The sequence below is a fragment of the Flavobacterium oreochromis genome, from assembly GCF_019565455.1.
In the GTDB taxonomy this organism is placed as follows: domain Bacteria; phylum Bacteroidota; class Bacteroidia; order Flavobacteriales; family Flavobacteriaceae; genus Flavobacterium; species Flavobacterium oreochromis.
In genome coordinates this window covers 772537-789512 of the sequence record NZ_CP067377.1, presented here as the reverse complement: position 1 = coordinate 789512, position 16976 = coordinate 772537, and the positions used below count along the sequence as shown (strand labels likewise).

Sequence of the window (16976 nt, the reverse complement as noted above, 5' to 3'; positions counted from 1 at the left end):
TGACGAATTATTTGAAAATGAAATTAATTAAAAAAATAATATTTTGTATTCTAATACTTTGTGTTAGTAATAGCATGCTGGCTCAGGAATTAACAGATAGTGAAATTGGGCTAGATGTGGAACGCCTAACCCCAAAACTTCAAGAAAGACGTATTATGCGGTCAGAAGTTATTGAGCAAAAAGAAAAAAATAAAGAAAAGATAACTAGTCAATATGAAGAGAAAAATTCGACTAATATAGCGGATAAACTATCAACAGTTGAAGATATTCCAGAAAGTGAAAAAAAAGCTTTGTTAGCATTTTATATTGCGACTGGTGGTGACAAATGGAATAACACGATCGGAAATAAAGGAAAATGGGATTTTAATACACCAGTGACCAGTTGGACTTCGGATGGAAGAGGGTGGTATGGAATTGATGTATTCAATGGACATGTTACTAACATTAGCTTTACAACTGATAATAATTTAAATGGGGCTGTTATTGACTTGTCTGCTTTAACAGAATTAGCAAGTATAAAATTATCTTATAATCCTAAATTAGGTGGTAATATTAATTTTATTGCAAATAATTATAAGTTACATACTATTCATTTTAGACATAATGGCTTGTTTGGGGATTTATCATCAATTACAAACTTGACTAATTTAGTTTTTTTTGTAAATACTTTTAATAAAATTGGTGGTGAAATTCCTATGGAAATATCGAAGTTAGAAAAATTAAATCACTTAGTGATTTCAAATACACAAATATCTGGAGGATTATCCCATTTAGGCTTATTAACTTCTTTAGATACATTAGAATTCTTTGATAATGAAAAAAATAATAAAATAACAGATCCTGATTATAATAATAAGGAAATTCCTAGTAATTTCTCGAATTTGATTAACCTTAGATATTTAAATTTAGGATCTAATGGTTTAGCAAGAAATTTACAGGTTATTGGTTCTTTAAAAAAATTGAAAGGACTAGTAATATCCGCAAACAATTTTAAAGGTTCTTTACCTGATTCATTTTTAAAACTTTCAGATTTAGAAGGGGTATTATTAAGTCAAAATGGTTTTACAGATATTAACAATCTAAAAAATTCAAACAAAATTTCTCTTTTGTTATGTGATCATAATAAACTTACAGCTTTTCCTGATTTTATAGGGAATTTTCTTAATTTAAGAAGGTTTTTGTTAAATGATAATGAGATTTCTGGTTTTTTGCCTGCTACCTATTTAAATATTGTTAATGTGTTAGGTGAATTTAATGTTCAAGGAAATAAACTTAGATTTATTGATTTAGTAGATTCAGTTTCTTTTTTAAGCGTAATTCTTTTTCTTATAACTACCAAGCGAAAACTGATTCTCCAAAAACAGAAAATAAAGCGCAAGGACAATCGCTGACATTAACCATGAGTGAAGACTATCCTAATCGTGTTGATTCTCAAGACACTTTCCAGTGGTATAAAAATGGTATTGCTATTAGTGGAGCTACTTCAAGGAGCTACACCATAAACTCATTAACCTTGGCAGATGCTGGTATTTATACATGTAAATCATTCCATACCACAACTAGTAATCCCCCAGCTACTATTGATATGTCTCCTTTAATTTTAGAAAGACACCCTATAACTTTAAACGTGACTCCATGTAGTAACACAACACCAATTAAAGGTGAAATTTTATCCCATTCTTTTTCGAATCAATGTGATATAGATTTATTTACGTTCAAAAGGGAAGGCATTGATAGTTTCGATTATGAAAAGACTTGGTCCGTTAGAACAGCAGATGGATTTCTTTTACCTACTTATCCAGAAAGGGCTGATTACATCGTTTTGAATGAAGAACTTAGAAAGTATAAGCAGTTCATCGTTGAACTTACAGTTACTGATAAAACTAATCCATGTAGGATAGCAAAATTTATTTACAACTACAAGGAACCTGTATGCATAAATTCATGTTCTGTAAAAGGAACTCTAAGATTTGAAGACTGTATTCAAATTAGTCGTACAGAAAAAATAAAGGATTCAAGAGACTGTAATTATGTTTGTGGTCCTAGAACAGTTTATTTAGTTAAAGATACTAGTGAACCCATATATAAGAATTCAATACTAACGTGGATTCAGAAAGATCCTCAAGGAAATATTATCGCAAGTTTAGATGATAATGGTGAATATCGAATGCCACTCACCTTTACCACTGTAGGTAACAACACTGTTGAACTGGTAATTACGAATGCTGATGGTTGTAAATCGGTTATAGGTCCTATTGTTGTACCCGTAATTGCTTGCCCTGATTGTGAAGTGAATTTTAATTTTAATTTTAAATTGCCTTCCTATTCGGGTAGTGTTTTATCAAATAAAGAAAGGGAAGAATTAGCGAATGGATTAATTGACTTTGTTAATGCCAATATGGGTAAAAAATTATACTTAACTACCTATGACGATGTTTCAACTGGGGCAAGAGCTACTGCAATTCAAAAGAATTTTAAAACAGCTATACCACCAGCTTTTACCAATACTTCAAATGAAACCCAAGCTAGTGACTTGTTGCGTTTTCAAGCTACGCCTTATAATGATACTTTTAAAAATATCATAAGCAGTACTGATCCAACTTATCCTGGGATACTTGCTAATCCCTTGATTACAAAAAAATGGATGTTTCTTTTTTGTTATCAGCGAAGAGAATTTTAGCGATATAGCAGCGTTACAATCTGCTTACCAACAGTTGCTTAATTCTAATAAAACCAAAAAAATATTTTTTATTTTACTTTATGATGGTGTGTATAAAAATACGGCTACAAATTCAAACTTGACTTCTGATGAATTTGTATCAAAAATTATAGGTAGACCAGCCGTTTTTTATAATGGCTATAGGTCAGTTTCAAACTCTGATTTTATTGTTTTTTTTGGAGCTAGAAGAGAAATGTCTTACAAGAGTGAGTTTACTGAATTTTTAAAATATGCTTACAAAGAATCTTTGCAAACTGCTTGTGTTACTGAATCATGTACGACAAAAAACCCCAATACTCCAGTAATTAAACAATTTTTTATTGGAATGGTTAATCATTTAAAGAAAAATGGAGCCAATGTGAACAATGGTTACCCAAAAGACTTAGATGAAAAAGACTTTTTTAAAGAAAATGACATATATGCATATCCAGGAGCTGAGTTTAATGCTTTAATGCCTTATATAACAGATAATGCTCCAAAAATTTATAATTACAAAGTAATAAAAAACGGAACTAATAATACGGTAAGTTTTAGTTTTTCTGAGAAGGAAGTAATACAAGATGGAGCAGAAGCTCTTAACCAAGATGTGTATATAGAACTGGGTGCATTAGATTTTGCTTCTCTAGAAGATATGACTGATATTGATTTGAGTAGTTACTTGAAACCCGATGCTTATGTTAATCAAGCTAGAGCTACATTTGGAAATACCGAAGTTAAAATAACATTTCGTCATATTGATTTTTGTAAGGATATCTATTGTAAAAAACATGTAGCGGTTGTGGTAGATGAATCGGGTTCTATTTCTGAGCAAGATGCTGAAAATGTTAAATATGCACTTAGAAAATTAGTCCAGAACCAAGCTTTTGACAATGATAAATACGGTTCGAATGTTGAAATCTCATTTATTGGACTATCTGACCAAGATGATGACATAAGAGAAGATCATGTTATTGATCAAGGTAGAATAAATAAAGACTTAATTCAAAGTGACAATAGTCCTTACTACAACTGGATAAATAAATATAGAAAAACTTATTTTGAAAAAAGAACAGGTGTGTCTCGCAATTCTGATTATTGGAACAGTGGTTTAAGAAAAGCATTGGAGTTAAGTACAAAACCAGATATTGTTTTATTAATAACCGATGGTTGCCAAACAGCAAATTTAGTAAAGCTTCAAGAGACTATGAAAGGCTTTGATAATCACCAAATAAACAAAGGGAAAACGACTACAAAGCTACCTCATTTATTTGTTATGGGGATAGAAGATGGATTTTATGTAGATGCCGAAACTGATTTAGCTTCTCCGTCAAGTAAATTCATTGCTCCAGAACTGGATCCAAATCAAAATCCAGAATTAAGTAAAAAAGCAGTTATTGAAAACACTGATGCCCTAGCAACAAATCCAAGTAGTACGAGTATTACCCAATATTTAAAAAAATCATTACGCTTTTTATTAGGCTATGGATTTGATGCCAATAATAAGCCGATTTTTCCGTATGCTTACGCTAATAATTTTAGCTATGATACATTTGATAAAACAATGACCGACTATTATGCTTCAAAAGATTTTGATTTCATTGTAGAAGGCGATTATTATTTGTCAAACGGATTGAGATCTGATAATGACATTGCTAAGGTAACCTGTGGTCCTTATCGCAAAAAAGATGTTTGTGATAATTGTATTACTTTTAATCTGGAACCTGAAAAATCGTATATTCTTAGTGCTTGGGTAAAAGAAGAGGTGACTAATCAAATACTTACCTATCTTAATCCAGGAATCAGTATAAAATACCTTGATGGAGCTAGAAATCCGATGTGTGAGGACAATTTTGAACCTACAGGTGATATAATAGAAGGTTGGCAACGAATTTTTAAGCGTTTTACCGTACCTCCTAAACCGGGTAATTGTAGTCCTTCAGGTCTTGCTCCTACTTATATCTCGATTGAATTAGTCAACAAAGGAGCTAATCCTGTTTATTTTGATGATATTCGAATTCATCCTATAGATGGATCTATGAAATCATATATCTATGATCCTATTACGTTAAAACTTATGTCAGAATTAGACGAGAATAATTATGGTACTTATTATGAATATGATAATGAAGGAGGACTAGTTAGGGTAAAAAGGAAACGGCAAGAGGAGTTAAAACTATTCAGGAAACTCGATCGAGTAGTGTAATAAAAAAATAAGAAGTATGAAAAAAAGTTTGATAATACTGTTATTTTTTTGTCAAGGGATGCGTTCGCAGAATGCAGAGGCCATCCTCAAGAAAGCAACCAGTTGTTTTGAACAAAACAAATCCATTTCATTCGTATCCAAATATCAACTGTTTAAAACCTATACTTCAAAAGAAGTTATAGAGTATTATGTGGGGGCTTTTAAGAAAAGTGGGAATGAGATTTATCAAAAGATAGGAAATACCGAATTTATTCAGTCAAATAATAAATCGCTAAAGATTATTAATAAAGAAAAAACCATGGTATATTCTGCAAACGTGGCTGCTTTGAATCAGAATGCTTTTGATCTAAAATTGTTAGAAAAAACATATAAGGTAAAAACCGCCATTGATCGTAAAGATTACTGGGAGATAGAATTAGAATCCAAACAATTTACCAGTGTTATTTATGGCAAGATAGTACTTTGGATCACTAAAAATTATACATTGAAAAAACAATTGTTTTATTATAGTATTGCTGTTGATTTTTCAAAAAAGCATAATAAAAATGATCTAGAAATGCCACGGCTAGAAGTAGATATTCAAGATGTTAATCTAAATGCATCCATACCTAAAAACATTTTTGATATGTCTAGTTACGTAGCTGTTTTAGGTAGTACAATAAAACCTATAGGGAAGTATTCAAAATATAAAGTTATAGTTCAAAAATAATAGAGCCTCGATATGATTAAATTTAAAGGACTGATTACCACAATACTCTTTTTTGTTTGTTCTTTTGTTTTGGCACAAAACGAACAGCATTTTAGTAATGAACTAAAAGGTAGTCAAGTAGCGGTGTCTAATCAACCACAGTTAATGGTGCAAGACCCGTATTTTAACGATCTAAACAATAATTCAGTACCATCTGCTCCAAGTGATCCTAACAGTTCACTTATTTCTAAATATACTACCCTGAATCCTTCAGTGGCGATTTATTTTGGATGTAATGACGCTAATGTAACGCGTAATGCATACACTAAAAAATTTAAATGTGAGGTAGAACTAAAAGTAGAGTATTTCGAGCCAAAAAACTCAACTATACTCAAAAGTTTACCTAATGTTAAACTACTTATAGAACATGATAATGTTACCGATGGAAAACTGCTGAATGATTTGGCCGTGCATACTATACAAGGTGCATATAATGTTCAAGTAACAATTGTAAAGGTTACTTATTATGATATGGCAGGAAATGTAACCACAAATCCAGAAATACTTAATAATGAACTGGTTTATTTAAAATTATCCTATCAAGCGGATCGTTATTACAATATTGCAGGAACAACCCTAACCTTAACTTCTGACTTAGTTAGCTACAGTGGTACAACACCCCAAATTACTACAAGCTCTGGAACGGCTGGTACTGCAGACGAATTACAGGTAAGCTGGACCTATTCCAACGCTATTACTAGTTTAGGTAAGCCATTAGAATATGAATTAGAGTGGACTTGGGTAGACAACTATAAAACAGGAGGTAAGTTAGCTAAAAACGAAATTTATTTTAGCGAACAGGATTTTAAATGGAATTCTACACGCATTCAAACCAAAGAGAATTTTTACCGAATACCATTGTTATTTAATAAAGGTTACCTGATATATCGTGTGCGCCCTGTAGGTAGATTTTTATCGGATACTTCGAAGAACTATTATGGTTATTGGACAACTTCAACCCCAAATGCCACGGCTGAAAATTTTAAAACAATTGCCGATTGGCCTCATGTTTTAGAAATAGATATAGCCCACGAAGAATCTAATAAAAACTGGCAGTATCAAGCTTCTTATGCGGAAAATGGTAAGAAAAAAGATGTTGTTAGTTATTTTGATGGCAGTTTACGCAATCGTCAAACTGTAACTAGAGTAAACACAAATAACTTAACAATTGCAGGCGAGGTAATTTATGATACCCAAGGAAGAGCTGCTGTAGAAGTGCTTCCATCTCCAGTATTTAGTTCTAAAATCAAATATTTTGACAAGTTAAATCTTAATGATAATGGAACTACTATATATAACCATCGTAGTTTTGATTGGGATAAGGTAGATAGAATAGATAAAACTTGTGAACCTATAAAATCAACTGGTATGGCAGATACCTCCGGTGCAAGTAAATATTATTCTCCTAATAATGCTGGAGCAACTTTGAATACACTAATTCCTGATGCACAAAAATTTCCATTTTCTCAAACGGTATATACTAATGATAATACAGGTAGAATTAAGAGTAAATCAGGTGTAGGACCTGATCATCAAATTGGTTCTTCACATGAAATGATTTATTCGTATGATACTCCAAGTCAAGAGGAACTCAATAGATTGTTTGGATACAAAGTTGGAGATGCTAAACGCTACAAAAAAAATACAGTTACAGATCCTAATGGTCAAGTAAGTATAAGTTATATTGATCCTAAAGGAAAGACAATTGCTACCGCTTTATCTATGGATAGGCCAAGTAATTTTGATGCTCTTCTTGAAGAAGCAACTGATACTTTACATAAAGAAACTAAAGAAAATTTACTTATTAATAATAGGGTAAGCTCTAATGGGGATTTTTCAATACAAAATAATACCATTATCAGTTACAAAGCAAAAACAGTAAGCAAAAATGGTGAATTTAAATTAGTCTATTCTTTGGATAATCCTAAAAAATCCTTTGTACCTGAGACATGTTTTTCACAGTCATATCCATTTGTATATAAATTGAAAATGAGTCTTACGGATGCATGTAATAACCAATTAATGGATTCCAATTGGCTCACAAAAACGATAGGTGAAGAGGCTTATGGGGTTACAGCTACTAACGCGCCACTCTCTTTTGGTAATCCAACTACCCCTTTTACTACCATTAAATTAATCAAAGGGGATTATAAAATTTCTAAAGAATTAGTAGTAGATAAAGAGGTTCTTAATCGCTATGCTGATGATTATGTACGTAAAATATCTGATCCAAAAAATCCTTGTTTCCCTAAAGTTGATTTACATGATACAGTAGTATTAACTCAAAATTGTAACACGACTTGCGTAACTTGTGAAAATAGTTTAATGCAAAATAATTTGAATCAAACAGATTATACTAATTTTAAAGCATTAATAAATGGTTTTCTTACCGTACCTCCAACCATAAATAAAGATTTATTTAATACAGCATCCTATATAACTTCTAGAAATAGTTATATTACTACAGGGAAACTGAATTTTATTATCAAAAAACTCACACAGCAATTTCCAGGAATTGTTTTTAGTTATTCTACAGGGAGTAGTCCTGCTTTAGTGGCAACTGGACCTAATGTAGTTATGAACGAAATACAGACTTACGAAGAGTTATACAAAATTGAATTTGAAGCATTATTAAATACCTGTAGAAGTTTATGTAGACCAGAATTACAAACTTGTGATGTAAATTTACCAATCTTACTAAAAGATCTTGTTCCTACTGGTCAGTATGGTTATTATCAAGCTACTAACGTAAATACAGCTAGTTTTAATTCTAGTGTATTTAATGATAAAAACGGATTTAATTATAAAGGAGTCATAAACCGTACTATTATCGTTCCTAATGCGAATAATAAAAAAGACATGGATGGAAAACCAACAACAACAACTGTCGAGTTTAATCCTATTTCTTGGAGATACCCTGAAAATGATCATTATAGAGATGCAAATGGGAAAATTTCTAAAATAAAAGTAAGAAAAATTGGTCATGGTGAATATAGTCCAGCCATTTTGGATGAAAGCAAATATTATAAAGAAGATATAGATACTGAATTTGAAGTAGAACCTCAAGATTTAGCTAATATTGACGACTTCATGAAATATTGGCAAAATAGTTGGGCTAATGCGCTATTGTATCATCACCCAGAATATCACTATTATAATTACTTTAAAGAATTTTGTAAAGTAGATCCTATTACTGGTAACACCTCTGATGACTTTGATAGATTGCTGACAAAATCGGACACATTTGATATTAATTTGTTCAACCAAATTATTACTCAAGCTACAGATCCATATTATACTTTAAACTACAATCTTGATTATGATACAGCCAAGGTGTATAGAACAAAGCTTATGGAGGAAGCTTTAAAAGGTAATTATGAAGGGTTAAAGCTTAAAGATTCTAATGGTAATTTGATTTCTTTGAATATGTTAGGGGCGGCTATTTATACTCAAGTGTTCTCTAACGGTATGACTTCTCAAAATTCGATCAAAGAATTTTTAGCTGCTTGTAAAAGTTTTAACCCAAATGCTGAACTAGTAAATCTGTACTTTAAGACCGTAGATACCGATCCCAAATCAATTAATTATAAAAGACAAGCCAAAATTTGGAAAACTTTTATAAATAATTATATCGGCTTTAAAAACAAAACCAAGACTGTTTTTTCTCACATCTATGCGAAACAACGTAATGGTTACAATGGATGTATTGGCAATATAGATGATACAGAAGACTATCGAAATGTATTTAGAAAGTATAGTACATTTGAGGGTATCATCAAGGCAATCGATGTAAAAACTATAAAAACACCAAGTTTTACAGAAGCTATTTGTAGTACCGCACTTACTAACCCTAACGACAACTTAGTAAAAGATAAAACAAAGCGATTCATCTCGTCCGATTATGGCTATAATGCTGGTATTGATGATGCGTTAATCAGTGCAAACGTTACAACTGACGCATCAAGTGCTTATTACATGCAAACAGGAAAATGCCCACTACTAAATGATGTAGAAACCTTGTTAAATGGTATGATTGATAAAGATTTATCACCTACAGGTTTGTTAGTGCCTTCCAACTCTGGAATAGAATTAAGTAGCATGCCTAACCTTACTAAAAGATTGTATGAAGGATTTATTGGAGCTTCAAATCTAATTACTCCTTTCTCTAATCCAAACCCTTTATACATTACCTCAACTAATTTACCAACTCAAAATAAGTTGACAATTTCAGTAGGTAGTGTTTTAGATAACACTACAAAAATGGCTCTTGCCCTTAGTATTGCTCCAGGAACTAGCAATAATATTACCCCTATTTCAGGGTGCAATTCTTCTAATATAGTGCCTTTGACTCTGGATAACTACAATGTTGCATACACAATTAAAAAGTTTAAAAATATTGTATTTAATCGTAAAGATTCAAGCGGGCTAAGTTATTTTACTATTGTTGCAGAGGTAGAACGAGTATTTCCTTCTGGTGTCTCTGATAGTTGCAAATTTCCTGAAGATATCATTTTCAATGGTACAACTAAAGCTCCTATTGGCGATTGTCAATTTGACAATAATTCCGCAACAGGATTAAGTACTAGTAATCAAACTGATGCTGGAACTGGTTGTCCAAATAAGTATCGTTTTGAAAAGGCAATAGTTAAATTGTTTAATGATTTGCTAAGCAATAGAAATACGACTACGCCAATTGCGTTAAAAAATAATGTGGTTTATAACCAGTCTATTATTCCTGAGCTTATTAAAGATGTTAAAGATTCTAGTGATAATTATACTGCTACTTGGTCTTATAGTAACACGAGTAATACTTATGCGATTAATTTAAATAGTATCCCAGTAGTTCAATTCAATTTTTCGGGGTCTAGCACAGTGCCAACCAATGTTAGAATAACAGGGCTTTCGATAGGCGTTCAACTAATTAATGGAGCGGCTATCCCTACATTTAATGGTTTGGTTTTAAGTTATTTAGATGAAAGTAATATTGTTAGATCTGTCAATGGTACCATTAACTCTTTAGACTATGATTGTCAGTGTAAAAAAGTAGTGAGTAAGAAAGATGAATTAGCAGTAAATTTTTTAAAATTAATTAATCAAATTTGGCCTATACGAAACGAAGACTATATTTATCAACAACCAGCATATCCTACTTTAGACTATCCAAATCCAAGTATTCAAAATACTTTGGACAGGATACAACCTGTTATTAATACGCCTAATATTACTATAGGAGGACTACAAATCCTTGATAATACGAATACGGGTACAGGAGGATTTCAATCTTATTTGCAATTTGATTTTGCGGGTGCTACTCTTTTGGTAAATAGATTTTTAAAAAGAGATACCAACCTCAAATGTGGATTTTATTTGGATTTAGGAAATTGTGCTAACAATAAAATTTGTGACAGAAAATCATTAGATTATATCACTTCTTTTTCGAATTTTGAATTTACAAGTATAGTGCCTAATGGAGAATCTACTTTTAAAGTAAAAGTAAATTATAAAGCCCATCGACAAGAAATACCAAATCCTAGCGGAGGATTAGGATCAGTATTTATTAATGTACCTGCTGGTAGTTTTTATACTACAGGTTCTATTTTTTGTCTAAAAAGCATGTGTCCAGAAGAAGAAACTTTAGTATCTAATGTCGCGGGGCTTTTTACGGGTTTAATTAATGAATTTAATAAAGAAGGAAAACTCATTGGAGCAAGTGTTCAAATTGCAGATGGCTTCCATTTAAGTTCATTAGATAATATAAAACCATACTCTATCTATAAAGAAGTAGTAAGTCCAATTAATATATATAATTTTTCTGCTTCTCAAAATAATAATGAAATGCAAATGCAATTTAATTTTGGCACAATAGACAATCATTCTTGCAAAGCATTATTAACGGTTAATAAAACTAACTTAATTGATTTAGATAGCACTTCTGGTCTTACCAATGTAGTATTTACAAATAGTGATTTAACACAATTTACCGCTTCAATTATTAATAGTAAAGGTTTACTCTTTCCAGCTAAAGGAAGCATAACTTGTTTGACAATCTCTAATTGTTATGCCGATGTGGTTGTACCTTGTGATACCTGTATTCCTGAAGTTGTAACCCCTGTAAATCCTATAAATGCTTGGAAGCGATATCAAGATGGGATGATAACCATTTTTGGAAACACTCCAGATCCTGTAGATATAAAATATGATCGTTATTATGGTGCAAACTACCACTATATATCCGATTCTTATATTTATTATCTAAACAAAGTAAAAGTATTTACACCCACTTTTACTAAAAGTAGCGCCTTGTATATTTCTATTGGTCAATTTGGTTCTTCTAAGCTTAACTATGGCTATAGTGGTACCAATGCTGCCATAGACAGTTATATAACCTATTTAAATGGACGCTTAAATAATACAATTCCTGGAACAGAAACCTATACTTGGATAGAGTTTATTGACAAAATATATACAATACAAAATAAAATTTGTCCTCCAGCACCACTTACACCTTACTTTGGTGATATGCCAGCAGTAACTATTGTTGAACCTTGTGATGTATTCAATGCTAATGTAACTGCCACTTATAATGCTATTTTCACTCAAGCGCAGATTAAAGATAAACGTGAAAAATTTATCCAAAACTATCTAAAAGAAGCCCTAAAAGTAACCGAGAATTTTTCCCAAATTAGTTATGATAAAGAATATCAATATACGCTATATTATTATGATCAAGCAGGTAACCTTATACAAACAGTTCCACCCCAAGGCGTAAATAGGATGAACAACCTTACTGATGCAGAGCATAAAGCTATTAATACTATACGTGAGGCTACTACACCTGGAGATCATATGAGAGAAGATGAAGGGAATAATGCTAGAGTTGCTCCTGAACATGGATTAAAAACGCAATATAAATACAATAGTTTAAATCAATTAATATGGCAAAAAACACCAGATGGTGGAGAAACTCGTTTTGCGTATGATAAATTAGGAAGAATTATAGCATCGCAAAATGCTAAACAAAAGCCTCTAAATTATTTCAGTTATACTAAATATGACGGTATTGGGCGAATAATTGAAGCAGGAGAAATACATGCGGATGATAAGTATTTGATTACTGACAATGGTAAATTGACAGAAAAATCAAATCCAAACCCAGTAGATCAATTTAATGAAACTTTATATAGCAAATTTGAAGTAACCCGTACTAAATATGATCAAACACCAGGAACAGCTATTACTTTCAATACGCCAGCAGAAAATATGTTTAAGCGTGTGGCTGCCGTTTTCTATTATGATCAATATCCTGGAGATAAAAATGAATTGAATTATAAAAATGCGATTTATTACAACTACGATATTCACGGCAATGTTAGTGAATTAGTAAATCATAGTAATGATCTAGGTTTGGATAATTATGAGGGAAATCAGGGTGTTAAAAGAGTAGTTTATGACTATGATTTAATTAGTGGAAATGTTAATAAAGTTACCTATCAACCTAAAGCACCAGACCAGTTTATACATCAATACACCTATGATGCGGATAATCGTATACAAGAAGTAAAAACTAGTAAAGATGGCGTAATTTGGGAAAGAGATGCTAGTTATAAATATTATGATCATGGACCATTGGCGCGTACCGAAATTGGAGATAAAAAAGTACAAGGGCTAGATTATCTTTATACCTTACAAGGTTGGTTAAAAACTGTAAATGGAGAATCTGCTAGTAGCGATCCAGGAAAAGATGGTTTAGATGTGGCACAAGATGCCTTCAGTTTTGCCTTAAATTATTATAAAGGCGATTATAAGTCAGCAGGTGGAACTACTTTAGATAAGACAATATTTAATTATAGTAGAGGAGCCCGCGCTATGGAGAACAATAAAGATCTCTATAATGGAAATATCAAAGAAATGGTTACTACATTAACAGATCATAACCAAAAACCTGTTGCTGCTGCATATAATCATTACAGTTATGATCAACTGAATAGGATAACTGGATTTACTAGTGAGTTGTTATTTGATGCTAAAAAAACTTTAACTGGGACTTATAGTTATGATAAAAATGGTAATATAAATACGGCAAGACTAGAAGCATTAAAACGGGATAACTCGGTGAAATTAATGGATGATTTTACCTATAGATACAAGCCAGGAACGAATCAACTAGATCATGTTGAAGATATAGTAGCTCCAGGTGAATTTGATGTGGATATTGATAATCAAAAAGAAGGGAATTATCAATATGACGCTATAGGACAGCTTACTAAAGATATAGGAGAAAACATTAAAAATATAGAATGGCGTGTAGATGGTAAAGTAAAATCTATAACTAAAGACGATGGTAAAGTAATTAGCTTTGAATATGATGGTTTAGGAAATCGTATTGCTAAGTTAGTAAAAGAAAATAAAGTTCTTACTAAAACGAATTATTCAAGAGATGCTCAAGGCAATGTTCTTGCTGTATACGAACAAAAAGAAGCTGTTAAAAACACAACTGCTACACAAAATAACTTATATTTAAATAGCTATAATGTAACTGTTGGCACCAAATTAGAAAAAAGCTTGCAATGTCATTTATGTGTCGCAAGATCATAACCCTTCTGTAATATCAGGTACAGCTAATGTGACTTTCGAAGCAACAAATGAAGTGAGTCTATTACCTGGTTTTGAAGCAAAACAAGGGGCTTCTTTCGTAGCGCGTATTTCGTCAGTATGTATTCCTAGTACCAATGACTCCTATACGCTCAAGGAGCACCATATATATGGTAGTAGTCATTTAGGAATTGAAAATACAGATTTGAGTTTTAATAGAATTACTGCTAATCCCTTATTAAAAAAGGCTAAGTTTGATCCTCTTGAGTTAGTGAGTAAAACAACAATTCAAAATATAGATTTAAAACCTATTCCAGAGCCTAAAGGGATAAAAATGGGAACTGATAGTAGCTTGGGTTGGAATACAAATCCTTCTGAATTTGTTGACTTTTTTAACGGATTAGGCTCTGCTACTAATCAGATAAATATAGGTTTTAACTTAAAAATTAATGATATACCTAATACATCTAATATTCCTAAAACTTATAATATTATAACCTTACAAGGTGAAAACTTACAGGGTTATGGTAATTGGAATAACGGAGGTAGGTACTTTAGAAGTGCTTTTGAGGTAGCTGTAGAAAAATCGGCTAATTTATACTACCCAACTATTACAATGTACAGATATGTAAGACATTACTATGATGGGGGGGAGAAGACATTATAACGGTTATAAGAATTTCTTAAGGACTACTACTTATAAACTCAAAAAAGGGATTCCAGAGAATGAATGGAACTATAATTTAGAATTTAAAAATGAGAAAGGGGATTATTTACCTTTATTAGTATTAAATGGCAATGAATATAAAATGTCTGATTTTACATTCTCAGACAATGAAGTGTCTAGTCATGGTATAGAAATTGGAGTAAAAGGAAACCGACAGGCTCCTATTACCTATAGATTTTTGATGAATATTACAAAAACTATATTGGAAAATCATATGCCTTATTGGGTTATTGGGATAACTCCAATCTTTTAGAAATCAAAAGAGATGCCTTACCAGCAGATATTTGTGATATTACATATGCGGTTAATAAAAATTATTGTGGTGCAAAAGATACTTCGTGCGAACAAATTTTTACCTTCGATGGTCAAATGGATTTGTTTTCTAATAACAAGTTAAAATTAACAGGAAATGTACAACCAAGTGCCGACGGTTATTGTGGCCCAGGACCAAAAGATTCAGACGGTGATGCGGTTTTAGATGCAAACGATAACTGTCCTTACACCTTTAACCCAGATCAAAAAGATTCAGATGAAGATGGTGTTGGCGATGTATGTGATAATTGTTTGAAACAAAAAAATACGGATCAAAAAGATACCGATAACGACGGTGTAGGAGACACATGTGACAATTGTATTTCAAAACCTAACTTTGATCAAACAGATTCAGATAAGGATGGAATAGGTGATGTATGTGACAATTGTGCAAAAACAGCCAATAAAGATCAAAAAGACACCAATGGAAATGGAATAGGTGATGTATGTGAAGGATATGACCAAGGTGCAGGCCCGTTACCTGAGCTGGGCAATCGTAACGATTATTTTAGAAAGGTAGGAGACAAAAACTATGAGTTATCAAATCATTTAGGTAACGTTCTTGAAGTAATTACTGATAGAAAATTAGCTACTACTGATTCTAATAGTCCGTTTACTTTTACTCCTGATGTAACAAGTTATAATGATTATTATCCTTTTGGTTCGCTCGTGCCTAACCGCCATGGTAGCTCAAAACCAAATGGTTATCGTTATGGATTCCAAGGACAGGAAAGGGATGACGAGTTGAAAGGGGAAGGTAATTCTTTGAATTATACGTTTAGAATGCATGATCCACGTGTGGGAAGGTTTTTTGCTGTTGACCCTTTAGAAAGTAGATATCCTTGGAATTCTCCTTATGCTTTTAGTGAAAATGATGTAATCTCATCCGTTGAATTAGAGGGATTGGAGAAGTGGAAAATAGTTGATAACAAAGTGGTATATGCAGGTCCTGCGATTAAAGGTTATGATTCCGAAGAAGCTGCGAAAGCTGTTTTGGTAAGACGACAACTAGTTCAAAATTCTTATCAAGGTCCAGTATTTACACAGGACAATAGAACTTACTCTCAAAGAGCTGCTCATGAAAGAGCTGTAAGGACTCAAATGTCAAGCGATGCTTTTAATAATCAAGTTTATGAAACTCCAAGTTTAATGCTTGCTCAAGGAGTTCTTATTGGGTTACAAGAAGCGCCTGCGGTAATTAGTGGTGAGATCATTGTTGACAAGGTAGCAAAATCTTTAAAAGCCATTAAAGCTATTCGACATTCTAAAATGGCAGCGAGTGCTAGTAGTAAAATTGAAAATGCTGCTTATCATGGAATGGAGTTTTTGGATGATTTTGCAAGAATAAAACCTCCTATTAATCTAAATACTGCAGAAATTTCTAATATTGATAATTTAGTTAATAGTGCTGAAAGGATTGTGACTGGTAAGACTACTAGAGGAGTGCAGGCATTGGCAAAAAAAATAGGTAGAGGAGACGAAGCATATAAAGGATTAAAAGCTACGCAAAAACAGGCAAATGCTATTATTGATGATGTAATGAGCTCAAAAGATAAGATTGTAGTTCCTACAAGAAATCAACAAGGGATTGAAGTTATAGATTATTATAATCCTAATACAAAACAAGGAGTAAGAATGATTCAAGAAACTGGGGAGTTCGATACTTTTATAAATTATAACCCAAAGAAAAGTTAAA

8 protein-coding genes are annotated in these 16976 nt (G+C 32.1%); all 8 read left to right on the top strand.

What is annotated here, in order from left to right:
* Positions 1-17: 17 nt before the first annotated feature.
* The 8 genes from JJC03_RS03860 to JJC03_RS03825 all read left to right on the top strand — a co-directional run bounded on the left by JJC03_RS03860 (position 18) and on the right by JJC03_RS03825 (position 16975).
* The gene (locus tag JJC03_RS03860; RefSeq protein ID WP_235874034.1) at positions 18-1391 is read left to right on the top strand and encodes a leucine-rich repeat domain-containing protein; all 1374 of its coding nucleotides are present in this window, start codon (positions 18-20) and stop codon (positions 1389-1391) included.
* Between the two features lie 8 nt (positions 1392-1399).
* Positions 1400-2680, top strand: a complete 1281-nt coding sequence (locus JJC03_RS03855; protein WP_235874033.1) for an immunoglobulin domain-containing protein — start codon at positions 1400-1402, stop codon at positions 2678-2680.
* An 88-nt stretch (positions 2681-2768) separates the two neighbouring features.
* Positions 2769-4901, top strand: coding sequence for a hypothetical protein (locus JJC03_RS03850; RefSeq protein ID WP_235874032.1), 2133 nt, complete (start codon positions 2769-2771; stop codon positions 4899-4901).
* 16 nt (positions 4902-4917) lie between these two features.
* Positions 4918-5610, top strand: a complete 693-nt coding sequence (locus JJC03_RS03845; protein WP_123895728.1) for a LolA3 family protein — start codon at positions 4918-4920, stop codon at positions 5608-5610.
* A gap of 12 nt (positions 5611-5622) precedes the next feature.
* Positions 5623-14244 (top strand): RHS repeat domain-containing protein, encoded by an 8622-nt coding sequence (locus JJC03_RS03840; protein WP_235874031.1) that lies wholly within the window; start codon positions 5623-5625, stop codon positions 14242-14244.
* On the top strand, positions 14228-14908 hold the full coding sequence (locus JJC03_RS03835; RefSeq protein WP_235874030.1) for a 3-coathanger stack domain-containing protein: 681 nt from the start codon (positions 14228-14230) through the stop codon (positions 14906-14908). Before JJC03_RS03840 ends, JJC03_RS03835 begins: the two co-directional genes overlap by 17 nt.
* Positions 14883-15221, top strand: coding sequence for a hypothetical protein (locus JJC03_RS03830; protein WP_235874029.1), 339 nt, complete (start codon positions 14883-14885; stop codon positions 15219-15221). Before JJC03_RS03835 ends, JJC03_RS03830 begins: the two co-directional genes overlap by 26 nt.
* The gene (locus tag JJC03_RS03825) at positions 15191-16975 is read left to right on the top strand and encodes a thrombospondin type 3 repeat-containing protein (RefSeq protein ID WP_235874028.1); all 1785 of its coding nucleotides are present in this window, start codon (positions 15191-15193) and stop codon (positions 16973-16975) included. The genes JJC03_RS03830 and JJC03_RS03825 overlap by 31 nt, the downstream gene beginning before the upstream one ends.
* The last annotated feature ends 1 nt before the right edge of the window (position 16976 follow it).